The sequence below is a fragment of the Ruegeria sp. G5 genome (assembly GCF_056533365.1).
In genome coordinates this window covers 120,469-142,510 of sequence record NZ_JBQFOK010000008.1, presented here as the reverse complement: position 1 = coordinate 142,510, position 22,042 = coordinate 120,469, and the positions used below count along the sequence as shown (strand labels likewise).

Annotated in this window: 26 protein-coding genes; 17 read left to right on the top strand and 9 right to left on the bottom strand. The window is 56.5% G+C overall.

What is annotated here, in order from left to right:
- Position 1: 1 nt before the first annotated feature.
- From ACR0BD_RS14705 to trmD, 4 genes are read left to right on the top strand one after another with little or no spacing between them, the layout of a single operon-like run.
- Complete coding sequence (locus ACR0BD_RS14705) at positions 2-151, top strand: hypothetical protein (protein WP_480698658.1); 150 nt, start codon at positions 2-4, stop codon at positions 149-151.
- A complete protein-coding gene (rimM, locus tag ACR0BD_RS14700; protein ID WP_480698660.1) occupies positions 144-647 on the top strand; it encodes a ribosome maturation factor RimM in 504 nt (167 codons plus the stop codon). The genes ACR0BD_RS14705 and rimM overlap by 8 nt, the downstream gene beginning before the upstream one ends.
- The gene (locus ACR0BD_RS14695) at positions 647-1,462 is read left to right on the top strand and encodes a hypothetical protein (protein ID WP_480831549.1); all 816 of its coding nucleotides are present in this window, start codon (positions 647-649) and stop codon (positions 1,460-1,462) included. Before rimM ends, ACR0BD_RS14695 begins: the two co-directional genes overlap by 1 nt.
- Positions 1,459-2,256 (top strand): tRNA (guanosine(37)-N1)-methyltransferase TrmD, encoded by a 798-nt coding sequence (gene trmD / locus ACR0BD_RS14690; protein ID WP_480831546.1) that lies wholly within the window; start codon positions 1,459-1,461, stop codon positions 2,254-2,256. The genes ACR0BD_RS14695 and trmD overlap by 4 nt, the downstream gene beginning before the upstream one ends.
- Here trmD and ACR0BD_RS14685 read toward each other — a convergent pair.
- Positions 2,253-3,050, bottom strand: coding sequence for a glycoside hydrolase family 25 protein (locus ACR0BD_RS14685; RefSeq protein ID WP_480831544.1), 798 nt, complete (start codon positions 3,048-3,050; stop codon positions 2,253-2,255). The two genes, trmD and ACR0BD_RS14685, sit on opposite strands and share 4 nt — an antisense overlap.
- A gap of 380 nt (positions 3,051-3,430) precedes the next feature.
- Here ACR0BD_RS14685 and rplS point away from each other — a divergent pair, with 380 nt between their 5' ends.
- From rplS to ACR0BD_RS14670, 3 genes are all read left to right on the top strand, one after another.
- Positions 3,431-3,814 (top strand): 50S ribosomal protein L19, encoded by a 384-nt coding sequence (gene rplS, locus ACR0BD_RS14680; RefSeq protein ID WP_170328369.1) that lies wholly within the window; start codon positions 3,431-3,433, stop codon positions 3,812-3,814.
- A gap of 11 nt (positions 3,815-3,825) precedes the next feature.
- Positions 3,826-4,047: a 50S ribosomal protein L31 gene (gene rpmE, locus ACR0BD_RS14675; protein WP_170428949.1), complete on the top strand. Its 222-nt coding sequence runs from the start codon at positions 3,826-3,828 to the stop codon at positions 4,045-4,047.
- Positions 4,048-4,185: 138 nt separating this feature from the next.
- Positions 4,186-4,413, top strand: coding sequence for a hypothetical protein (locus ACR0BD_RS14670; RefSeq protein ID WP_480831541.1), 228 nt, complete (start codon positions 4,186-4,188; stop codon positions 4,411-4,413).
- Here the strand turns inward: ACR0BD_RS14670 and ACR0BD_RS14665 are convergent.
- Both ACR0BD_RS14665 and ACR0BD_RS14660 read right to left on the bottom strand, forming a co-directional pair.
- Entirely contained in the window at positions 4,410-6,002 is a 1,593-nt protein-coding gene (locus tag ACR0BD_RS14665; protein WP_480831539.1) for an MFS transporter, read from the bottom strand. The genes ACR0BD_RS14670 and ACR0BD_RS14665 overlap by 4 nt on opposite strands.
- A gap of 77 nt (positions 6,003-6,079) precedes the next feature.
- Entirely contained in the window at positions 6,080-6,967 is an 888-nt protein-coding gene (locus ACR0BD_RS14660; protein WP_480831535.1) for an AEC family transporter, read from the bottom strand.
- Between the two features lie 205 nt (positions 6,968-7,172).
- On the opposite strand from ACR0BD_RS14660, the gene ACR0BD_RS14655 reads away from it, so the two are divergent.
- Positions 7,173-7,982: a division plane positioning ATPase MipZ gene (locus ACR0BD_RS14655; protein ID WP_480698673.1), complete on the top strand. Its 810-nt coding sequence runs from the start codon at positions 7,173-7,175 to the stop codon at positions 7,980-7,982.
- On the opposite strand, the gene ACR0BD_RS14650 is transcribed toward ACR0BD_RS14655, so the two are convergent.
- Both ACR0BD_RS14650 and ACR0BD_RS14645 read right to left on the bottom strand, forming a co-directional pair.
- Complete coding sequence (locus ACR0BD_RS14650; RefSeq protein WP_480831532.1) at positions 7,979-9,208, bottom strand: adenylate/guanylate cyclase domain-containing protein; 1,230 nt, start codon at positions 9,206-9,208, stop codon at positions 7,979-7,981. The genes ACR0BD_RS14655 and ACR0BD_RS14650 overlap by 4 nt on opposite strands.
- A 61-nt stretch (positions 9,209-9,269) precedes the next feature.
- On the bottom strand, positions 9,270-9,722 hold the full coding sequence (locus ACR0BD_RS14645; protein ID WP_480698677.1) for a MarR family winged helix-turn-helix transcriptional regulator: 453 nt from the start codon (positions 9,720-9,722) through the stop codon (positions 9,270-9,272).
- A gap of 58 nt (positions 9,723-9,780) precedes the next feature.
- On the opposite strand from ACR0BD_RS14645, the gene hmgA reads away from it, so the two are divergent.
- The 7 genes from hmgA (at position 9,781) to ACR0BD_RS14610 (ending at position 16,445) form a co-directional block, all read left to right on the top strand.
- Positions 9,781-11,136, top strand: coding sequence for a homogentisate 1,2-dioxygenase (gene hmgA, locus ACR0BD_RS14640; protein WP_480831530.1), 1,356 nt, complete (start codon positions 9,781-9,783; stop codon positions 11,134-11,136).
- A 66-nt stretch (positions 11,137-11,202) separates the two neighbouring features.
- Positions 11,203-12,459 carry a fumarylacetoacetase gene (gene fahA / locus ACR0BD_RS14635; protein WP_480831527.1) on the top strand — a complete coding sequence of 419 codons (1,257 nt, stop codon included), beginning with the start codon at positions 11,203-11,205 and terminating at the stop codon, positions 12,457-12,459.
- A 10-nt stretch (positions 12,460-12,469) separates the two neighbouring features.
- Positions 12,470-13,420, top strand: a complete 951-nt coding sequence (locus tag ACR0BD_RS14630; protein WP_480831525.1) for an MBL fold metallo-hydrolase — start codon at positions 12,470-12,472, stop codon at positions 13,418-13,420.
- A gap of 126 nt (positions 13,421-13,546) precedes the next feature.
- Positions 13,547-15,157, top strand: coding sequence for an FAD-dependent oxidoreductase (locus ACR0BD_RS14625; protein WP_480831522.1), 1,611 nt, complete (start codon positions 13,547-13,549; stop codon positions 15,155-15,157).
- Between the two features lie 5 nt (positions 15,158-15,162).
- On the top strand, positions 15,163-15,360 hold the full coding sequence (locus ACR0BD_RS14620) for a DUF2783 domain-containing protein (protein WP_480831520.1): 198 nt from the start codon (positions 15,163-15,165) through the stop codon (positions 15,358-15,360).
- 17 nt (positions 15,361-15,377) lie between these two features.
- On the top strand, positions 15,378-16,016 hold the full coding sequence (gene maiA / locus ACR0BD_RS14615; protein WP_480831518.1) for a maleylacetoacetate isomerase: 639 nt from the start codon (positions 15,378-15,380) through the stop codon (positions 16,014-16,016).
- A gap of 87 nt (positions 16,017-16,103) precedes the next feature.
- Positions 16,104-16,445 carry a DOPA 4,5-dioxygenase family protein gene (locus tag ACR0BD_RS14610; protein ID WP_480831516.1) on the top strand — a complete coding sequence of 114 codons (342 nt, stop codon included), beginning with the start codon at positions 16,104-16,106 and terminating at the stop codon, positions 16,443-16,445.
- Here the strand turns inward: ACR0BD_RS14610 and ACR0BD_RS14605 are convergent.
- Positions 16,442-18,070 carry an acyl-CoA synthetase gene (locus tag ACR0BD_RS14605; RefSeq protein WP_480831514.1) on the bottom strand — a complete coding sequence of 543 codons (1,629 nt, stop codon included), beginning with the start codon at positions 18,068-18,070 and terminating at the stop codon, positions 16,442-16,444. The genes ACR0BD_RS14610 and ACR0BD_RS14605 overlap by 4 nt on opposite strands.
- Before the next feature lie 211 nt (positions 18,071-18,281).
- Between ACR0BD_RS14605 and ACR0BD_RS14600 the strand changes: the two genes are divergently transcribed.
- Together ACR0BD_RS14600 and ACR0BD_RS14595 are read left to right on the top strand one after the other, a co-directional pair.
- On the top strand, positions 18,282-19,673 hold the full coding sequence (locus tag ACR0BD_RS14600) for an aminotransferase family protein (RefSeq protein WP_480831512.1): 1,392 nt from the start codon (positions 18,282-18,284) through the stop codon (positions 19,671-19,673).
- Between the two features lie 49 nt (positions 19,674-19,722).
- Positions 19,723-20,235, top strand: coding sequence for a hypothetical protein (locus ACR0BD_RS14595; RefSeq protein ID WP_480831511.1), 513 nt, complete (start codon positions 19,723-19,725; stop codon positions 20,233-20,235).
- A 38-nt stretch (positions 20,236-20,273) separates the two neighbouring features.
- On the opposite strand, the gene ACR0BD_RS14590 is transcribed toward ACR0BD_RS14595, so the two are convergent.
- The 3 genes from ACR0BD_RS14590 to rpmI form a co-directional block, all read right to left on the bottom strand.
- The gene (locus tag ACR0BD_RS14590) at positions 20,274-21,257 is read right to left on the bottom strand and encodes a hypothetical protein (RefSeq protein WP_480831508.1); all 984 of its coding nucleotides are present in this window, start codon (positions 21,255-21,257) and stop codon (positions 20,274-20,276) included.
- A 119-nt stretch (positions 21,258-21,376) separates the two neighbouring features.
- Positions 21,377-21,742: a 50S ribosomal protein L20 gene (gene rplT / locus ACR0BD_RS14585; RefSeq protein WP_152457001.1), complete on the bottom strand. Its 366-nt coding sequence runs from the start codon at positions 21,740-21,742 to the stop codon at positions 21,377-21,379.
- A 14-nt stretch (positions 21,743-21,756) separates the two neighbouring features.
- Positions 21,757-21,957, bottom strand: coding sequence for a 50S ribosomal protein L35 (rpmI, locus tag ACR0BD_RS14580; protein WP_010443552.1), 201 nt, complete (start codon positions 21,955-21,957; stop codon positions 21,757-21,759).
- Positions 21,958-22,042: the final 85 nt, after the last annotated feature.

The window sequence follows — 22,042 nt, the reverse complement described above, 5'->3', positions numbered from 1 at the left end:
CATGTTCGGGCTGATACGGCTTCCCATCCTGCTGATGATCGCCTTTATTGTGGGCGTGTTCTTCGAGCGCTCGAACCAACGCGAAGCGTGCGAGTTGCGCGGACAATGGCAGGACGGGCTGTGTGTGACAGTGGATGAACCAAATGAGTGATCTGATCTGCGTGGGTAGTATTGCAGGATCTTACGGCGTACGCGGTGAAGTGCGCCTTAAAAGCTATTGCGCCATCCCCGAAGATATCGAAGCCTATTCGCCCCTGACCGATGAGGCGGGTGCCGAACGTTACCCTCTGGTCCTGACCCGCACGATCAAAAACGGATTTGCCGCGCGGTTGGGCGGCGTCGAAACCAAAGAAGAAGCAGACGCCCTGAAAGGCCTGCGCCTTTTTGCACGCCGCGACCAGTTACCTTCCTTACCCGATGACGAATTCTACCACACGGACCTGATCGGGCTTGAGGTCTATGATACGGGCGGAACCCTTTTGGGACAGGTTAAGTCTGTCCAAAACCACGGCGCGGCGGATTTGCTGGAACTGCACGGCCCCGGTCTGAAATCTACCGTCCTTTTGCCCTTTACACTCGACGTGGTGCCGACCGTCGACTTGGACAAAGGGCGTATTATCGCCGACCCTCCCGAAGGGCTGATCTAATGCGGCGTGTTCTGCTGCATCTGGGTTTACACAAAACAGGCACGACGGCAGCGCAGTCTTTTCTTTTCGAAAACCGCGCGTTGATCTGGCCTCATTTCGCGCTGGTCTTACCTTACCGCACCCGCAACTCGGGCCTGTCGCGCGCCGCCACGAACCATTCGGTTTACGGCACGGTTGGCTCTCTGTCCGAGTTTGGCAGCCAAATGCGCGATTTTCTGGACACGCTGGATTTCGGCGAAAAACGTGGATTGCTTGTTAGCGAGGAAAACTTTGCCGGACTGAGGCCCAGCCAAAACCTTGAACAAGGATATGCTGCGGCCCCGGATCTTGCAGCGTGCTTGGTCGACACGATCCGGCAGCATTTTTCAGGGCAAGACATCGAGATCACACTTTATCTGTCTTTACGTCAGCGAGGTGGCTGGTTGCGCAGTTTATGGGCGCATGACTTGCAGCGGATGCGGCAAGTTCAGGATTTCGACACCTTTCGCGAAAGTACAGAACACCTGCCCTCCATGCAGGCCACAGTCGAACTGATCCGAGAAAAACTGCCCACAGTTACAGTTATGACGGAATGGCTGGAGGACCTGCAGCTTCGACGTTTCGGTCCGGGCGCTCCGTTTGCCGATTACCTTGCCTTGCCGCGCAACAAGGCCAAGCTGCTGGTTCCCCCCACCAAAGCCAACCCACGACTGCCCGAGGATGTTTTGGCCGAATTGTTGGACCTGAACCGTTCTCGTCTGGACGAAGCTGCGCTAATCGAACAAAAGGCTGCCGTAGTGGAACGCGCCGAGCGGGCGCTGATTGGGACGCCATGACCGACAAGCCCTCGAAATCTCACGGACGCAAGGCAATCCGTCCAACATTGAAACCGCGCGAATTGCTGACGCCTACGCCGGATTTGCATGGGGTCTGGAAAGCCAAGATCATCACGCTTTTTCCAACCGCTTTTCCGGGGGTGTTGGGCGAAAGCCTGACCGGTAAAGCCCTGCAGGAAGGGCTGTGGCAGTTGGAAACTGTTGATTTGCGCCAGTTTGGCGTTGGCAAGCACCGTAATGTGGATGACACCCCGGCGGGCGGTGGCGCGGGCATGGTTCTGCGCGCGGACGTTTTGGGCGAAGCGATTGAACAGACGATGGCTGGCGTTCAAGGAAATTGGCCGCTCATCTATCTTAGCCCGCGTGGTCGCCGGATGGACCAGCAGATGATGCAAAACCTGGCGCGATGCGATGGAATGACCTTGCTGTGCGGTAGGTTCGAGGGCGTGGACGAGCGTGTGTTAGAGCATTACGGCGTTCAGGAAGTCTCGTTGGGTGATTTCGTCATGACCGGGGGTGAGATCGCTGCACAGGCGCTGATCGATGCCACCGTGCGACTAATCCCCGGTGTCTTGGGCAATCAGGCCTCAGCCGAAGAAGAAAGCTTTTCCTCGGGGCTTTTGGAACACCCCCAATACACACGACCAGCGGAATGGAAAGGGCGCCCCATCCCCGACGTCTTGATGTCGGGCCACCACGGCCGCATCGCAAAGTGGCGACACGAGACCTCGGAAGAGATCACCCGTGAGCGTAGGCCGGACCTTTGGGACAGGTATCAAAAGTCGCGCGACTAACCCTCTTTCCATCTGGCCCAGATTTCGGGCGGACCGTTGAAGGTGTTGATGTCCACCGGCCCCTGCACACCGGGTACCAAGCCCGTTCCAGTATATTGCCAGAACCGCCAGATCGCTTTGGGATAGACATTGCGCGGATGCCCCGCGACCGATCTTAACCAAAACTCGGTTTTGGGGAGGCGTCTAATATCGGTGTCGCCATAGAAGTCCACGGTGGTGTAAACAATCGGACGGCGGCCGTAATGGCGTTCCAAAATATCCAGAAAACGCTGCGCCTCGGCCCGCACGGTCGCGCCGTCCGGGCGCAGGGTGCAGGTCTTGGAATGGGGTGTCCACTCCATATCCAAAACATGCGGAAGGTCAGATCCCTTGGGGACGTTCTGAATAAACCACCGCGCCTGCTCGCGCGCGGGGCGGCAGAAATAGTAATAGTGATATGCCCCCCAGGGCACGCCTGCGGCCTTGGCCCCGCTACTATGGTTCGCGAACATGGGGTCGGCAACGTCCCCGCCTTCGGTCGCTTTGATAAATACAAAGCTGATGCCCGATGCCTTGGCTTTTTGCCAATCTATCGGCCCCTGCCAACGAGATACATCCAGCCCGTGCACTGGGTAATGGCCAGGATGGCGACCGTCCCAGTCATGGGGGTCAGCATCGCCAAACTTCGGGAAAATTACCGACGGCGATGTGGTTTCCAGAAAAGCCTTGGCTTCAACCTGCTGCGGCGGAGGGCTGCCGCGACCACAAGAAACGGCTACACAGGCCGCAAGGGTCAGCATCAACGCGGTGCGCATGACATGTTCCTGCTCAAATGACTGCTCTTGTAATTGCCATCAGAATGCCCGATCACCCAAACAAGGCAACTGCGCAGTTGGCGAACGGCGGAAACCCACCGTTTTCTGCCGAAACCAAGGCAATTAAGGCTTGATCCCTGCCTTCAAATTCCCTAAACGACCGCAATCCGGTGCCGCGTCCTGCGCGACTCCGGTGTTTTTGGTTGAACCATGTTGTGACGCCCCGCTTTCTTCGGCCAAGGCGCAGCACGGTGAACCGAGCAAAAGGAACATTCGATCTGAACTCTGGCGGGCTGCATGCAGGACCCGGTGAAGACCAAGAGCTCTCAGCCCGTGCCCAAACTTCGTGGACCAACCACGAGCATATAGGAGTAAATGCGATGGACCTGATCGCACAGCTTGAGGCGGAACAGATTGCCGCCCTGGGGAAAGACATCCCCGATTTCAAAGCCGGTGACACCATCCGTGTCGGCTTTAAAGTGACCGAAGGGTCGCGTACCCGTGTGCAGAACTACGAAGGCGTCTGCATCGCGCGCAAAGGTGGCAGCGGCATCGCCGGTTCGTTCACCGTCCGTAAGATTTCGTTTGGCGAGGGCGTGGAGCGTGTATTCCCGCTGCACTCGACCAACATCGACAGCATCACCGTTGTCCGTCGTGGCCGCGTTCGTCGCGCCAAACTGTACTACCTGCGCTCGCGCCGTGGTAAATCCGCGCGTATCGCAGAAGTCACCAACTACAAGCCCAAGGCTGGCGCCGAGGCGTAAGGAGCGGAAAGATGAAAAAAGACATCCATCCCGATTATCACGTCATCAACGTCAAAATGACCGATGGCACCGTGGTTCAGATGAAATCCACCTGGGGCGCCGAAGGCGACCAGCTGGCATTGGAAATCGACCCCTCCTCGCACCCTGCGTGGACCGGTGGTTCGTCGCGTCTGATGGACGCCGGCGGCCGCGTGTCGAAGTTCAAGAAGAAATACGAAGGTCTGGGCTTTTAAGCCTGACCCCATTGAAATGCGAAAGGCCGCTCCGACCCGGGGCGGCCTTTTTTGTTGCTGCACGCCAAAACGTACCCCATCAGGGCTAGAAGTGTTAAGCTGTTTGAGACACTGCCTGGACCGGACGGAGAAATTGAGATGCCCCAATTCAATGAAATGTTCGAACTTTCCATCGAAGATATGGATCTGATCGAAACCGCACTGCGCGGTATGGCGGCATCGCTATCACAGATCGACCTGGACGAAACCGCCGAAGCGCAAAAGGCGCGCGAAGACAACCTGCGCGGCGTTCACGACCTGTTGGGCAAGTTGCATGATCAGAAGATTTTCTATCGCCCCAGGGATGGCGTGTATCTGGGCGGCTAACCGGACGGTTCCGACGATCGCGTCAACTCGGCGGCACTGTGAAGGGGCGGCACTGGTCCGCGTAACAAAAACAGCGCCAATGCCACGCCCAAAAGGGCGGCAAACGCGGCAACCATCATAGCATTGTCGAAGGCGTTATCCTGCAAATCCCGCAATGCATTGGCGAGCGTGGTGCTTGTTGCAGGGTCCAGCCCAGCAAGCAATTGCTGAATATCGCTGGGAGAACCATGAGCCAGCGCGTGCGCAAGATCGTCGCGCTGAGTAGACCCGCTGGGCAAGGCATCAATCACTTCTGATAGCCCGCGTCGGGTTGTAATAGCCTCTGCCAGACCACAGACCACGGCACCCAGTGTTGCCCCAAAATAAAGACAGGCATTGATCACCCCTGATCCCTGCCCAACATGGTCATCAGGCAAAAGGCGTAATCCCAGCCGCGGAAGCAGCGAAAAGCAAATCCCCAAACCAATCCCAAGGACCATCAGTTTCCACCAAATCTCGGCATATTGCGTGGTGTTTGACGTGGTCATGAGCAACAGGAACCCGACAGATATCAGACCAAGCCCAATCGTCACTGGCCACTGAAAACTGTAGGGCGCAAGGAAACGAGGCGCGGTTACCGAGATCACGAACATACTCAAGCTCAACGGCATCAATGCCAGACCCGCTCCGATCGAGCTGTATCCAAATGCATCCGGAGATTGCACGAAAGTGTTGAAATAGACAAAGAACCCGAACAACGTGAAGCCGGTCACGAACATCCCGGCTGCTGCCATTAGGTACCTGGGGTGGCGGAGATAGCGAAGCTCGATCAGGGGGTCATCGCTCCGGCGTGCCGATAGGATAAGGCCGATCATTGCCAGTAGCGAAACACACAACGCCGTTAGCGTGATGGGAGAGCGCCACCCCGCACTTTCACCGTTGCTGAGCGCAAAGGACAATGGCCCAAGGAACAGCACCACTGCAACTGCACCGAGATAGTCAAACTTGGCGTCCACCAAGCGCGTATCCGGTACGTATTTGCGTTTTCTGACCAGCAGACCAATTCCAAAAGCCACCGCGAGCAGTATCAAGTCCGTCGCGAAAACCGCCCGCCAATTGATGTAATGCGCAAACGCGCCTCCGACGATTGGGCCAGACCCAATCGCTAGTCCAACAATTGCTCCCCACGCACCGACAACCTTGGCGCGTTCCTCTTCGGGCGTTGCGGCCGTCAGCAAGGATAGCGAAGTGCCAAACAATGCCGCGCCCCCTGCCCCCTGCGCGGCCCGACCAAACAGCAGCATGATTGAATCCTGCGCCAACAGCACAGATGCGGACCCGACCGCAAAAATGATCATGCCAAAAAAGAAAACACCCATTTTGCCCGCTATGTCGCTAAGGCGGCTGAGAATTGTCACAAGGGTTGCACTGGCGACGGTGTAAATCGCCATCACCCATTGCAAACCGGACGGCGTCAGATCGAATTCAGATTTCAGGTTTGGCAGGATGGTGGCAACGGCGGTTGTGTTGAAACCAACAACCATCATGCAAATTGCTGTCATCGCCAAAACAATGCGAGCGCCGGAATCCCCAGAATTCTCTTTCGACATCACCAATTCCTAAATTCGTCCACGATCCCAGATCAGGACTTTTCAATACCTTAGCAGAAGCCACGCAATAGCGCAGCCTATATCCAATAAGACAACGCAACAGGCAGTGCGATGATCGTGGTTAATGTCGACACCAGGATAAACCCCGCAACATCCGGGCCGTATTCAGGCATGTGCTGATCAATGAACAGATAAGTGGCCACCGAGGATGGCATGAGACAGCACAAAATCACCGCTCCGCGTTCTGCCCCGGTAAAGCCGAATGTCCAGACCAGTACGCTTGCGATCGCTACAGCCATCAGCAGGTGCAGCAAGGTCAGCACCACCGCCCGGCCCAACCTGTTGATCCGTAGCCCCGCAAGTGTATGGCCCAGTGTCAGTAGCATCAGGGGGATCGACAGCCCGCCAAGAATGTCAAAGGATTTGGCCAAGGGTTGAGGTAAGCTGACACCGGTGGCCATCAGGACAAGTGAAATGGCGACCGCATACAGTATTGGCGAAGTCGCGAGTTTTTTGGGTGAAAATTCTCCCGCCGGAATCCACATCCCTACGGTGAAGATGCTGATCAAAACGACCACGACAAATGCCATTGTGTAGGCCATCCCCGCGTCGCCCAGCGCCAGCAGAGTGATTGGCAACCCGATATTGCCAACATTTCCATGCATCAATGGGGTCAGAAACGCACGAACAGGTAAACCCATGGTCTTTAGCGCGGCAAAGCCCAAAACACCAAAGCCCGCAATGGCCAACGCCGCAGCGGCCATGACATTAAGAAAGGTGCCGATAGCAATACTGGTGGCCGACAGATGCGAAATGATCAACGTGGGATACCCGACCCGCGATACGATCCCGCCAATGACTTTGTTGTCAAACGGAGCCTTTGTAATTGCCAGAATATAGCCGATTGCGGCGCAAATCAGCACCGGTAGCACTACGTTCAGAACATTCAGAAACAGATGCTCCAACGCAGTCTCCTTAGCAAACACCTTGCATTCACAGTGAAACACTGCCTGCTGTTTGACAAGCGCGGCATGTTCCTCCGGAATTTTCGCAACAGGGTTGGATAATGCGTAATGTTGGCGCTTGGGGTCCTTCCCTTCGACGCCTCCACAACATATAGTGGTGCCTAACAACGTGTGGTCAAACACGGCGGGACTTGGGAATACAGGCATGGCACATATCATCGTAGTGGGGAACGAGAAAGGCGGCGCAGGCAAATCGACCGTCTCGATGCACGTCGCGACCGCGCTCGCCCGGTTGGGTCACAAGGTCAGCACCCTGGATCTGGACCTGCGACAGCGCAGCCTGGGGCGTTACTTTGAAAACCGCGCAAACTTTCTGAAGAACTCGGACCTGACATTGCCGAGCCCTCGGCACCATGACTTACCCGAAATAGACGCGACCAAGCTAAAACCGGGCGAAAACATCTATGACCATCGTCTGTCCGCCGCCGTGGCCGAACTGGAAAGCGACAGCGATTTCATTCTGATCGACTGCCCCGGCTCACATACACGCCTAAGCCAAGTGGCGCATTCGCTGGCCGATACGCTGGTGACCCCGCTCAACGACAGCTTTATTGACTTTGACCTGCTGGCGCGGATCGACTCCAAGGGTGAAAAAATCCTGGGTCCGTCAGTGTATTCAGAAATGGTCTGGAACGCGCGCCAGTTGCGCGCCCAAGCAGGATTGAAACCTATTGATTGGGTGGTCGTCCGCAACCGCGTCGGCACACAGCGCATGGTCAACAAGGAAAAGATGCAGCGCGCGATCGAGATGTTGTCGCAAAGGATCGGGTTCCGGGTGGCATCAGGCTTTTCCGAACGGGTTATCTTTCGCGAGTTGTTCCCGCGCGGCCTGACCTTGCTGGATCTAAAGGACATCGGCGTCAAGCAACTGAACATCTCGAACATTGCAGCACGGCAAGAGCTGCGGGATATGATGAAAGAGCTGAACCTGCCGGGCGTAGAGATCGACTTTTAAGGGTTGTAGACCGTAAACAACTCTTTCGGTTCGGGCACGCCACGCAGCATGTACCGGCCGACCGATATGAGTTCCTGACTAACCGGATGCCCCGCCCGCGCGACGTCGTCTGAGATCAGAATGCGCTGACCCAAAGATCGGTGCATTCCGGCAATTCGAGCTGTTTGATTAACGGCTGGACCGATTACCGTGAAGTCCAAGCGCGTATCCGAACCGATATTGCCATACAGAATTTCGCCCGAGTGCAGCGCCAGGGTAAAATTGGCAACGCGCAGACCCGCTGCGGCGCGCTGTTCGTTCAGCGTTGCAATACGGCTTTGCAACATCGGAACTGCCTTCAAAGCAGCCCGCGCGTCTTCGTCAATCTCGCCAAGGTCAAACATCGCCATCAGGCCATCGCCCATGAACTTGAGAATGTTGCCACCATTTTCATGAACGACACCGACCGCAACAGCGAGGTAATCGTTCAGCATCTCAATGATATCGGCACCGGGAAGTTCTTCGGACAGGCTTGTGAAGCCTTCCAGATCGAAATTCCAGATGACCGCGTCGATCTCTTGCAAAGACCCGCGCCGGATTTCACCCGCCAACACGCGACGCCCGGCGTCACGGCCTAGGTAAACGCGCATCAGATCCCGTGACACCCGGGCGCTGGATGCTGATTTCAACGCCAACCCAAGATGCGGTAGGGCGGAATTGATCAACTCCAGATCATCTTCCTGAAACCCGTCCGGCGCGTTCGACGTCCAAGACAGTAAAACTCCGTCCACGGGTCGTTTCGCGTCTGGCCCGGCGTTGTGGGTCGGCGCGTCGAAAGTTACGCCAGTTGCGTAGTAATCAGTCGCCCCAATTTCGCGCAGATCATTGATCAACGGGTATCGGCTGGGCTCATTCTGATCAACGATACGTTCATGGATAAAGTCCAGATCGTCGTTCAGAATTGCAAACAAGGGGCTGCTTTGCCAATCGTTGCTGGGTTCTTCGGAATATTCGAATTTCTGGTAGTCGCCGCCGCGATCCTGATACCAGCTGTACCCCGTACCACCATAAATCGGGTGCAATACCGATTGGGCCGCATGAAAGCGCATCAGGGGAACGCCTAGTTCAACCAACTGATTGCAATACCCGTCTAAAAGCTCTTCTTTACCCGCACCCTCTAGGCCGCGCGAGACAAGCCAATTGATAAGGTCTGTAGATTTCGCCGCGATAGTATCCGTGGCCGTCATTTAATATTCCTGTGTCAGATTAAGATGTCATCTGGGGGCGCTTACGCGATTTTACCAGTGTTCATCCCATATCAGCTAGTTTCCTGAGCATTGCACGCAAAAGGGATGCTTCTTCTTGGCTGAACATGCCCGCCAGTTTTGCATCATATTGCCGGGCGGTTGTACGAAGTTCGCGATAGACCGCACGGCCCGCTGGTGTCAGCGATAAATTCTCGACCCTTCTATCTGCCTCACTTTGTGATCGGATCAAGTATCTGCGGTGTTCCAGTTTGCTAACCGCGCGACTGATTTTCGTTTTGTGTATACGCGCGCGCTCCCCAATCTCTTTTGCAGTCATTTCGCCGTAATTCCCCAGATGGAACAGAACTCGCCACTCGGTGCGCAACATCCCGAACCGATCCTTGTAAACGCGCTGAAACTCCAGGCTGCTTTCCTCGGCGGCACGGTTCAGCAGGTAGGGCAGGAAATCCTGCAGATTAAACTCATCATTTTTGGGGGATTCAGGCTTTGGCATGCTTGTTAGTTACAAAATCAACTATTATTTCACAACCAGCAAATGAAAGGAGCACAGGATGAACCGTCCGACTGATCCGCACAAATTGACCCAAGCCAGCAGCCCCGTGGGCACACACGCAGGCTATATGCCGGGCTTTGGAAATGACTTTGAAACCGAAGCCCTGCCCGGCGCGCTGCCGCAAGGAATGAATAGCCCCCAACGCTGCAACTATGGCCTTTACGGAGAGCAGCTCAGCGGTACTGCCTTTACCGCCAATCCGCCTGAGCGGACGTGGTGTTACCGGATCAGACCATCGGTCAAACATTCTCATCGGTATGAAAAGATCGACTTGCCGTACTGGAAATCCGCGCCGTGTGTTGATCCCGACGTGATAAGTCTGGGGCAGTATCGCTGGGACGCGGTCGCTCACTCCGACGAAGGCCTCACGTGGCTGACCGGTATGCGGACTATGACAACAGCGGGTGATGTGAACACTCAGGTCGGAATGGCCAGTCATGTCTATCTGGTGACCGAGTCGATGGTCGACGACTATTTCTTCTCAGCCGATTCCGAACTGCTGGTGGTCCCGCAGGAAGGCCGCCTACGCTTCGCGACCGAGTTGGGGATCATTGACCTTGAGCCCAAAGAGATTGCGATCATCCCACGCGGGCTGGTGTACCGCGTCGAAGTGCTTGAAGGCCCCGCGCGCGGGTTCGTGTGTGAAAACTACGGTCAGAAATTCGAACTGCCGGGCCGCGGTCCAATCGGGGCCAACTGCATGGCCAACCCCCGCGACTTCAAGGCGCCGGTTGCGGCGTTTCAGGATCGCGAGGTGCCCTCGACCGTCACCGTCAAATGGTGCGGGCAGTTTCACACGACGAAAATCGGCCAAAGCCCGCTGGATGTGGTCGCATGGCACGGTAACTATGCGCCCTACAAATACGATCTGCGCACCTATTGTCCGGTCGGCGCGATCCTGTTTGATCATCCCGACCCATCGATCTTTACCGTACTGACCGCCCCATCCGGGCAGCCCGGCACGGCCAATATCGACTTTGTTCTGTTCCGGGAACGCTGGATGGTGGCCGAGGATACGTTCCGCCCGCCCTGGTACCACAAGAACATCATGTCCGAGCTGATGGGCAACATCTACGGCCAGTATGATGCCAAACCGCAGGGCTTTGTTCCCGGTGGCATGAGCCTGCACAACATGATGCTGTCCCATGGCCCGGATCGCGAGGCGTTCGATAAGGCGTCAAATGCAAACCTAGGTCCGGACAAGCTGGACAACACCATGTCCTTCATGTTCGAAACCCGCTTTCCCCAGCACCTGACCCCCTTTGCCGCCAACGAGGCCCCGTTGCAGGACGACTACATTGACTGCTGGACCTCGCTCGAGAAAAAGTTCGACGGCACCCCGGGCAAGAAATAAATACCGTCCGAGGTCCAAGATTTTTCGACGAAAAATCTTAGCCTCTGGCAAATGTTTGGAGACACTATGTCACTGAAGAAATCCTGGGTCGCTTCGGCCAATGATGCCAACCACCCGTTTCCGCTGAACAACCTGCCTTATGGTGTCTTTTCAACCGGTGGTGATGAGCCGCGCTGCGGCGTGGCTATAGGCGACATGATCCTTGACGTCACAACGGCCGAGGCCGAAGGGCTGATCACCCTGACCGATGAGCCGCTGTTCGACCTGCCTTTCTGGAACCCGCTGATGGAGCAAGGCCCTGCCGTGTGGGCCGCGTTCCGCGAGCGGCTGACAAAACTGCTGGCCGAAGGGTCAGACGAACAAGACAAAGTCAGCGCCCTGCTGGTCGCTCAAAGCGATGCCGAGATGCACCTGCCCTTCGCCGTCAGCGAATACACCGACTTTTACGCAGGTCGTCATCACGCGCAGAATGTCGGCACCATGTTCCGGGGACCGGAAAACGCTTTGCCGCCCAACTGGCTGCATATTCCCATCGGGTATAATGGCCGCGCATCCTCGGTCGTGGTTTCGGGTACCGACATCCGTCGTCCGTGGGGGCAATTGAAATCCCCTGATCACGATCGCCCCGCCTTGCTGCCCAGCCGCCGGTTCGACATCGAGCTTGAAATGGGCGCGATTGTGGGCACCCCGTCCGAAGGTCCAATCTCGGTTCAGGAGGCGGATGACAATATCTTTGGCTATGTCCTGCTGAATGACTGGTCCGCGCGCGATATTCAGGCGTGGGAATACCAGCCCCTTGGCCCGTTTCAGGCCAAGGCCACCGCAACCTCGATCAGCCCCTGGATTGTGACCAAAGCCGCGCTGGAGCCGTTCCGCTGCGATACACCGGCCCGGGAATACGAGCTGTTGGACCACCTCAAGGATTGCGGGCCGATGCTCTATGACATCGACCTGTCCGTGACGATGGCCCCCGCTGGCAAACCATCCACCACCATCGCCCGCACGAATTACCGCGAGATGTACTATTCCGCCGCGCAACAATTGGCGCACCACACCGCCTCGGGCTGCCCCATGAATACGGGCGATCTGCTGGGGTCCGGCACCATATCAGGGCCGTCAAAACCCGAGCGCGGTTCATTGCTGGAACTCAGCTGGGGCGGAAAGGAACCACTGACCCTCGACACGGGTGAGACGCGCAGTTTTATCGAAGACGGTGACACGCTCACCCTGACGGGCGCGGCCAGGGGTGACGGATATACCATCGGTTTCGGCGATTGCGTCGGCACAGTTCTTCCCGCGCTAGAAAACCCCTTCGCACGATAAGGAGCTCTCCATGGCAAAGGCATTTGCGTCCCAAGGGGACATGTCTGAAAAGAACATCTCGTTCACCGAAGTCGGCGAAGGTCTGTATGCCTTCACTGCCGAGGGGGACCCGAATTCTGGTGTGATCATTGGCGATGACAGCGTGATGATCATCGAGGCGCAGGCCACCCCGCGTTTGGCACAGAAGGTTATCGACTGTGTGCGCTCGGTCACGGATAAGCCAATCACGCATGTGGCCCTGACCCACTATCACGCGGTACGCGTTCTGGGTGCCAGCGCCTTTGGCGCTCAGCAGATCCTGATGTCCGACATGGCCCGTGCGATGGTCGTGGAACGCGGGCAAGAGGACTGGGATAGCGAATTCCAGCGCTTTCCCCGCCTTTTTGAAGGGCATGAAAGCATTCCGGGCCTGACGTGGCCCACCACCACCTTCAGCGATACGATGACCGTCTATCTAGGCAATCGTCGCGTTGACCTGATGCATCTCGGTCGTGCGCATACGGCGGGCGACATCGTCATTCACGTGCCCGATCAGAACGTCATGTTCACAGGCGATATCGTCGAATACCACTCGGCCTGCTACTGCGGTGACGGGCATTTCAACGACTGGGGTGACACTCTGGACGAAATCAAGCTGTTCGACGTTGATGCCATCGCACCAGGACGCGGGGACGCCCTGATTGGCAAAGACATGGTCAACAAGGCAATCGAAAACACGCGCGATTTCGTTGAATGCACCTATCGTCCAGCAGCGAAAGTAGCCGCCCGGGGCGGGTCACTGAAAGAAGCATGGGATGCCGTTCGCGCCGAATGCGATCCAAAATTCTCGGATTACGCGATTTATGAACACTGCCTGCCTTTCAACGTGGCCCGCGCTTACGATGAGGCACGTGGTATAGACACGCCTCGCATCTGGACTGCCCAGCGCGATCTGGAAATGTGGGAAGCCCTTCAAAGCTAGGGACATACGGTCGCATTTGATCCAGATCGTTTTGCCACGGGAAAAACGCTGAGACCATCGGTTGAGACCTCTGGTCAAGTAAAGCCGGAGGGCAGCAGTTTGCGCCAAAGCATCGGGGGAGAGCCCATGAACAAGATCTTTGAGACACCGCTTTATGCTTATGACCGCAGCCCGGATCAAGATGCTACGTCGCCGGTACGTCATAAGGTGATCGTTGTTGGTGCCGGGCCGATTGGCTTAGCAGCCGCTATTGACCTGGCCCAATACGGTGTCGAGGTTGTGGTGCTGGACGAAAATGACAAGGTCAGCTTTGGCAGCCGGGCAATATGTTTTTCACAGCGCACCCTGGATATCGCAGACCGGCTGGGCGGTGGCGCACCGATGGTTAACACCGGCGTTCAATGGGATGCTGGCAAAGTGTTTTTCGACGACCGCAAGGTTTACGAGTTTAACCTGCAGCCGGAAAAGGGGTACGCGAACCCGGCCTTTATCAACCTGCAGCAATACCATCTGGAAAACATACTGGTCGAAAGGGTTCGGTCACTGCAGGCCGAGGGTGCCCCGATCGAAATTCGGGGGCGCAACAAGGTCGAGGCGATCGGCACCCATGATGACCACGTCAAGCTTGAGGTGGAAACGCCCGAGGGCCCCTACAACATCGAGGCCGACTGGCTTATCGCCTGTGATGGTGCGCATTCTCCCACGCGTCGTATGCTGGGGCTGGATTTTGAAGGGCGCGTCTTTGAAGACAACTTTTTGATCGCCGATGTGGTGATGGATGCAGACTTTCCCACTGAGCGGTGGTTCTGGTTCGATCCGCCCTTCAATCGCGGCCAATCTGCCCTACTGCACAAACAGCCCGACCACGTGTGGCGGATCGACCTGCAATTGGGATGGGACATCGACAAAGAGCGCGAAAAACGTCCCGAAAACGTGATTCCCCGGCTAAAGGCAATGCTGGGCGATGATGTTGATTTCGATCTGGAATGGGTGTCGATCTACACGTTCCAATGCCGACGAATGGATCGGTTCCGCTATCGCCGCGTGCTGTTTGCTGGCGACAGCGCACATCAGGTCAGCCCATTCGGGGCGCGTGGGGCCAATTCGGGGATACAGGACACCGACAATCTGTGCTGGAAACTGAAGCTGGTACTGGACGGTAAAGCCCCTGAGTTACTGTTGGACAGCTACAGCCGCGAGCGGGTGCAAGCTGCCGATGAAAACATCCAAGCTTCGACCCGGTCCACTGATTTCATCACACCCAAATCCGAGATGTCGCGGCTTTTGCGGGACGCGGTGCTTGACCTCAGTGAGCATTATGAGTTTGCCCGCCCGCTGGTGAACTCGGGTCGCCTGAGCACGGCCTGCACGTATGACGGATCGTCTTTGAACTCTGCTGACGCGTTGAACGGTCCCGAAATTACGCGTCCCGGGTCAGCTTGCCCGGATGCGCCGCTGGGCGATAAGTTCCTGCTGCCGCTATTGGCGGGGAAATTTACCCTGCTGACGATCGATGCGGATGCACCCGAGCTTCTTGAAGAGGGTGGTGTTGAGGTCACGCGGCTGGCGCTGTCGGCCAAAGACGATCTGACGCTCGAGCTCAAGCGCCGATATCTGGGTGACGCCAGCAGTGCGGTCTATCTGATCCGCCCGGACCAACATGTCGCCGCACGCCGCGATACGTTCGAAGAAAACGCGTTCCGGCAAGCGATCCGTCGCGCGACAGGGAAGGAGTAAGCACCATGACCGATTTGATCCTGACGCCCAATTTGGAAAGCGCTGATGACTTCTATGCCGGCTTGCTGGCTGCGCATGAAGGTCTGGACAAAACGGACAGCGACGCATTGAATGCACGGCTGGTGCTGGTTCTGGCGAACCATATCGGCGACGCTGGCGTGTTGTCACAAGCCCTGAAAGCGGCCAAGCTGCAGGACAGCTGACACCTAAGGAGTCCCGCATGAGCGGCACGGTTCTCTACGACTACTGGCGATCTTCTGCCAGCTACCGTGTGCGCATCGTTCTTAATCTGGCGGGCATCGCGTATCGTTCAGTCTCGGTCGATTTGGTGGCAGGAGAGCATAAGTCCGAAGACCATCTTGCAAGAAATCCTCAAGGGCTGGTGCCCGTGCTTGAAATCGACGGTCTGCGCCTGACGCAGTCACTGGCGATCATCGACTACCTGGACCAGACCCGCGGATTGGGGCTGTTGCCGTCGGAACCAGCGATGCGCACGCAAGCGCTGGCACTGGCGCAGTCGATTGCAGTAGACTTGCATCCTGTCTGCAATCTGTCGGTTGCACGCCATGCCACTGCGCTGAACCAAGAGGCCGAAGATATGCCGGGCGACTGGATGCGCCACTTTATCCGGCCCGGTTTGCTTGCCTTTGAAGCAATGCTTTCAGCGCATGACCAGAACCCGTTCTGCACTGGGTCTCAACCGGGACTGGCAGATGTATGCCTGATCCCGCAAATGTACAACGCCCGCCGATGGGAGGTCGATCTGACCGACCTGCCCCGTGTCCTTGCTATCGAAAAAGCCTGTGCAAGCCACCCCGCCTTTGCTGCGGCGCATCCTGACAAGGTGGCGCCTGTATGATCTGCTGCACAGGGTCTGTTTGTCAGGTGAAATAGGATTCACCGCCGATATGCGCTATGCTTGGCGAAACGGATGAAGGAGGTTTTGATGCCCGAAATCACCGGCTATCACGCCCATGTCTATTTCGATGCTGACACACAGGACACCGCCCGGCAGGTCTGCGAGGAAGCCGCGCGCCTTTTCCCGGTCGAAATGGGAAGAATGCACGCCAAGAACGTCGGACCACACCCGCGTTGGAGCTGCCAGTTGGCCTTTGGCGCTGATGCTTTGGATCAGGTACTTCCCTGGTTGATGTTGAACAGACAAGGTTTGACCATCTTCACCCACCCCGAAACGGGCCAGCATTTGGAAGACCACCGCGACCGCGCCGTCTGGATGGGTGAGATGTTAGACCTCGACTTGTCGATCTTTGACCAGATGGGCGCTTAGTCCAGCGCCCTGGCCTGATCCCGCAACTTGAACTTTTGCACCTTTCCGGTTGAGGTTTTGGGCAAGGGGCCAAAAACCACGGTCTTTGGTGCTTTGAAATGCGCCATGTTATCCCGGCAGAATGCAATTATCTCTTTCGCGCTGGCCTCTGCGCCTGCTCTGAGTTCGACAAAGGCGCAGGGCGTCTCTCCCCATTTTTCGTCGGGGCGGGCGACGACCGCAGCCTCCATCACGGCGGGGTGCTTATAAAGGATATCTTCGACCTCGACCGACGAGATATTCTCGCCCCCCGAAATGATAATATCCTTTGAACGGTCTTTCAGCGCGATGTAGCCATCGGGATGCATCACCCCAAGGTCCCCTGACGCAAACCATCCCCCGTTGAACGCCTTATCCGTGGCTTCGGGGTTCTTCAGATACCCTTTCATCACCACATTGCCCTGCATAAATATCTCACCCATGGTTTCACCATCTGCCGGAACGGGTTCGAGGGTTTCTGGATCCGCGACCATCAGCCCTGACAAAGCTGTATAGCGCACGCCCTGCCGAACCTTTAGCGCAGCGCGTTCATCCGCGCCCTTGCTGTTCCACTCGTCCTTCCACGCACAAACGACCGAAGGGCCGTAGGTTTCGGTCAAGCCGTAAACGTGCGTGACCTCGATACCCATCCCCTCCATGTTCTCGATCACGGCTGCGGGCGGCGGGGCACCTGCGGTCATAACCTTGATCTCATGGTCAAAGTCCTTGAGGTGATCGGGTGCATTGGCAAGCATGTTCAGGACAATGGGCGCACCGCAGAAATGGGTCACCTTCTCATCCCGGAAAGCGGCATAGATCGGTTCATCCCGAACGGCGCGCAGACAGACCGAAACCCCGGCGTTTGCAGCCATAGCCCAAGGGAAACACCAACCGTTGCAATGGAACATCGGCAACGTCCATAGGTAGACCGAGTGTTTCGGCATGTTCCAATCCAGCATGTCCGACTGCGCATTCAGCGCCGCGCCGCGATGGTGATATACGACGCCTTTTGGGTTGCCCGTGGTGCCAGACGTATAATTCAGCGTGATCGCGTCCCACTCGTCATCTGGCAGGGACCATGCGAACTCCGGATCACCCTCGGCCAGCAGCGCGTCATATGTCAATGAACCCAAGGCTTCACCGCCCTCAAAGCTGGGGTCAACGATATCAACGATCAGCACATCATGATCGACCTGAGTCAGGGCCTCTTTCACAACGCCCGAGAATTCGAGATCAACCATCAGAACTTTGGACTCTGCATGGTTCAGAATGAAAGCAACGATTGGCGCATCCAATCGCGTGTTGATCGCATTCAGAACCGCGCCCGTCATAGGCACACCGAAATGCGCCTCGTACATCTCGGGAATGTTGGCCGCTATGATCGAGACCGTATCACCCTTGCCCACGCCGCGCGCAGACAGCGCACCCGCCATTCGCCGGCACCGCGCATAGGTTTCCGCCCAGGTATATCGGCGTTCACCGTACACAACAGATGGGTAGTCCGGATAAATCTGTGCAGTTCGTTCTATGAAGCTCAGCGGTGACAGCGGGGTATAGTTCGCCCGGCTCTTGTCCAAATGACGTTCATAAATGCTGGTCTTTGTCATTGGCTGACCCTCCCTCTTTTTTGCATGCGCGACTTGATCATAAAGAAACGTTTCTGACAAACCCGTAGAAATACGGCGCAGGCATAGACTGGCAATACGGGATGGTGCAATCTGGCCCTATCTACCGATGGTCATTCGCGGTGATCTGAGCCATCGAAAACACAGGGGCCTCAGGCACCTTGCGCGCCCACTTTTGCTGAAAGGACATGTCATGGACGGCACGTTCAACGAAAACGATCTTTCCCGCGTGGTCGAGGCCGACCGCGCCCATATCTGGCACCACCTGATCCAGCATAAGCCCTTTGAAACCAACGATCCGCGCATCATTGTCGAAGGCAAAGGCATGCGCGTCTGGGATCAGAACGGCAAGGAACATCTGGATGCCGTGTCCGGTGGCGTCTGGACTGTGAACGTGGGCTATGGCCGCGAATCGATCTGCAAGGCGGTCTATGACCAGCTGATGAAACTGTGCTATTTCGCCAACTCGGCCGGGTCTATCCCGGGCTCGATCTTTGCCGAAAAGCTGATCAGCAAGATGCCGGGGATGAGCCGCGTCTACTACATGAACTCAGGCTCTGAAGCGAATGAGAAAGCCTTCAAGATGGTCCGCCAGATCGCCCATAAGAAATACGGCGGCAAGAAGACCAAGATTCTGTATCGCGACCGGGATTATCACGGCTCGACCCTTGCGGCGATGTCGGCGGGTGGTCAGGATGAACGCAACGCACAATACGGCCCCTTTGCCCCCGATTTCGTGCGCGTGCCCCATTGCATGGAATACCGTAAGCACGAGCTGAACGGCGCGCCCGAGGAAAACTTTGGCGAATGGGCCGCCGATCAGATCGAAGAGGTCATCCTGCGTGAAGGCCCCGACACTGTAGGTGCCCTGTGCCTTGAGCCTGTGACTGCCGGTGGTGGCGTCATCGAGGCCCCCGAGGGTTATTGGCAGCGCGTGCAGGAGATTTGCGATAAATACGACATCTTGCTGCATATCGACGAGGTCGTCTGTGGCATCGGTCGCACAGGCACGTGGTTTGGCTATCAGCAATACGGCGTGAAGCCTGACTTTGTGACCATGGCCAAGGGTGTGGCGTCTGGCTATGCGGCGATTGCCTGCATGGTTACGACCGAAGAAATCTTTGACATGTTCAAGGACAATGCCGACGACCCGATGAACTATTTCCGTGACATCTCGACCTTTGGCGGTTGCACTGCCGGCCCGGCAGCGGCGATCGAGAATATGCGGATCATCGAGGATGAGAACCTGCTACAGAACTGCACCGACATGGGCGCGCGCATGATGGGCAACCTGCAGGGACTGATGGAAAAGCACAAGGTCATCGGCGACGTGCGCGGCAAGGGCCTGTTCCTAGGGGCCGAGCTGGTCTCAGACCGCTCCACCCGCGAGCCGGTGAACGAAAAGATGGCACAAGCAGTTGTGGCCGACTGCATGGCGCAGGGCGTAATCATCGGTGTGACCAATCGCTCGGTCCCGGGCAAGAACAACACTCTGTGCTTCTCGCCTGCGCTGATTGCCACTCCGGACGATATCGACCAGATCACCGACGCGGTTGATGGCGCCCTGGGCCGCGTATTCGGCTGATCTGCCTTTAATCTATGAAAACCGGCGCATAACGCGCCGGTTTTTTTTTGTGGCCGAACAAAACCTTGCCAAAACTCGGAACTCGGATAGCCTGTCTTTGTTCCAGACAGGAGGCCCTCCGATGCTACATGCCTTCTTCGCCGCTTTCCTTCTTGCCTTTTTAGCGCCCGCTTTTGCCGAAACCGGCAGCGGCTTCCCCCAGATCATGGGCGCGTGGCATGGCACATATCTCGTGGGCTACGCGAAATCGAACCCGAACCATGCCAAGGGCCTGCAGAAAACCGAGATGGAGCTGGAGATCACCAAGCTGGACGGCAACCTGATCACCGCCACCAACCGCTGGCTTCGGATCGGCGACACAGATTGGATCGTCGAAGAGGCGATGGGCACCTTCAGCCTGGACGACCCCACCCGCTTTGTTCTGGCCGAGGCGGGGATAGCAGGCGATGACGTATCATCGGGGATATTCAACGGGGTCTATCTGGATGACGTGATCATGGTGACCTATGCAGGTCCGGGAACGGGCGTGGCCTTTGCGGCGCAGTTGGTGAAGAAGGAGTAACAAAATGCCAATATAAGACATCTAGAGCTTACTTGAAGCTATTTGTGACTCGTCATCTCCGCCCATAGGCTTTGAGCATAGGACACCGCTTCTAAAACGACGGCTTCTTCATTCCCCGTTTCGATATCTTGTACTGTAACGATAGCACGCACGTCCGGCGCGACTTCAAAATGCGCGCGGCACCAAGGTTTAGTCAATCCTTCGCGGCACCGAATACGGAGGGCCCCAACCGGATTAGACCGTTTTAGCAGTGGCACATCGAAGTCCTCTTCGTTTTTGTACTTGCGGTCGTTTCTCACCTCCACTTTTACCTTGCGGTCAGACCAGCACCAGATGTTGCCTGCCATATCTGGTCGCCGTGCGCACCAGTTCTTGAACTGTTCGCACTTGCTCTTGATCCGGCATTCCTGGCCTGGATTCCAAACGATGAGCGCGGAAAAATTCAAATCGGTTAAACCAAAACCATAGAAGTATTCAAACGTATTTGCCTGATCAAAACTCGCGCTACACTTTAAACCGCTGTTTCCCCGCTCAACATCACAGCGTGTGCCTATCGAAACAAGCGGCGAAACCGGAATACTCACTCGGCTTTCACCAAACGTTCCAGACACATTCGTCAGCTCCATCTCAGCCCTGTAATCTTCCTTTTCTTGTTTGCTGTGTTCGGCAGAAAGGTGAGACGAAGTACCAGAGGCAATTCCAGTAAGAAGTGCTGCGAATAAGATAGAGCCTTGGATTATTGGCCTACCGTTGTATTGGCCTATCATGCTGACGACAGCCATACACACGCCAATAGTTGCAGCTGGCACAAGTACGAAATACGCGAATGCGTTTTGGTAGATGCCATCAGGAAAGGTTGCGGTAACAGTTCTAGTTATTCCAAACGCGAAAAGAGCGCAAACTGCCGCTAGAACTATTCCCCAAGCAATCAACCCATCGGACTGAGTTCTACTGGGGATAAACAGTCGAAGGACAAAAAATAAACCAAAGTATACTGCAAAACCAATAATGTAATAAAGCACGCTGGAATTCCCAAATAGCTGGCCTCATCCTAGCGGCACTACTTTTGCAAGAAAACATCGAAAAAAAAGCCGCCCCAAACGGGGCGGCCTTTCATTCACTGTCTCTCTGTACCAGAAGATCAGGCAGTCAGAGCGGCCTGAGCTTTGGCGACGATCGCACCGAACGCTTCCGGTTCGTGTACGGCCAGGTCGGCCAGAACTTTGCGGTCCACTTCGATACCGGCCAGGTTCAGACCGTTGATGAAGCGGGAATAGGTCAGAGCCTCGTCATGCGAACGGACAGCAGCGTTGATGCGCTGGATCCACAACGCGCGGAAGTTGCGCTTGCGGTTCTTGCGGTCGCGGGTTGCATACTGGTTGGCCTTGTCGACGGCCTGACGGGCAACCTTGAAGGTGCTCTTGCGGCGGCCATAGTAACCTTTGGCGGCCTTGATGACCTTCTTGTGACGGGCGTGAGTTACGGTTCCACCTTTAACGCGGGACATCTCTTAATCTCCTCTTAGCGGTCGTAGGGCATGTAGCCCTTGACGATCTTGGCGTCGGGGGCGGACAGGGTGGTGTTGCCACGGGCGTCGCGGATGAACTTTTTGGTCCGCTTGATCATGCCGTGCCGTTTGCCGGCCTGGCCAGCAAGGACCTTACCGGTCGCAGTCACCTTAAAGCGCTTCTTGGCGCTCGACTTTGTCTTCATCTTAGGCATTTCCGTCTCCTATTCTCGGGTTCGGTTTCAAACGCGACTCGGCATGCCATCTCGGCCGGTCACGCAACAGATGCGCCGTTTACGC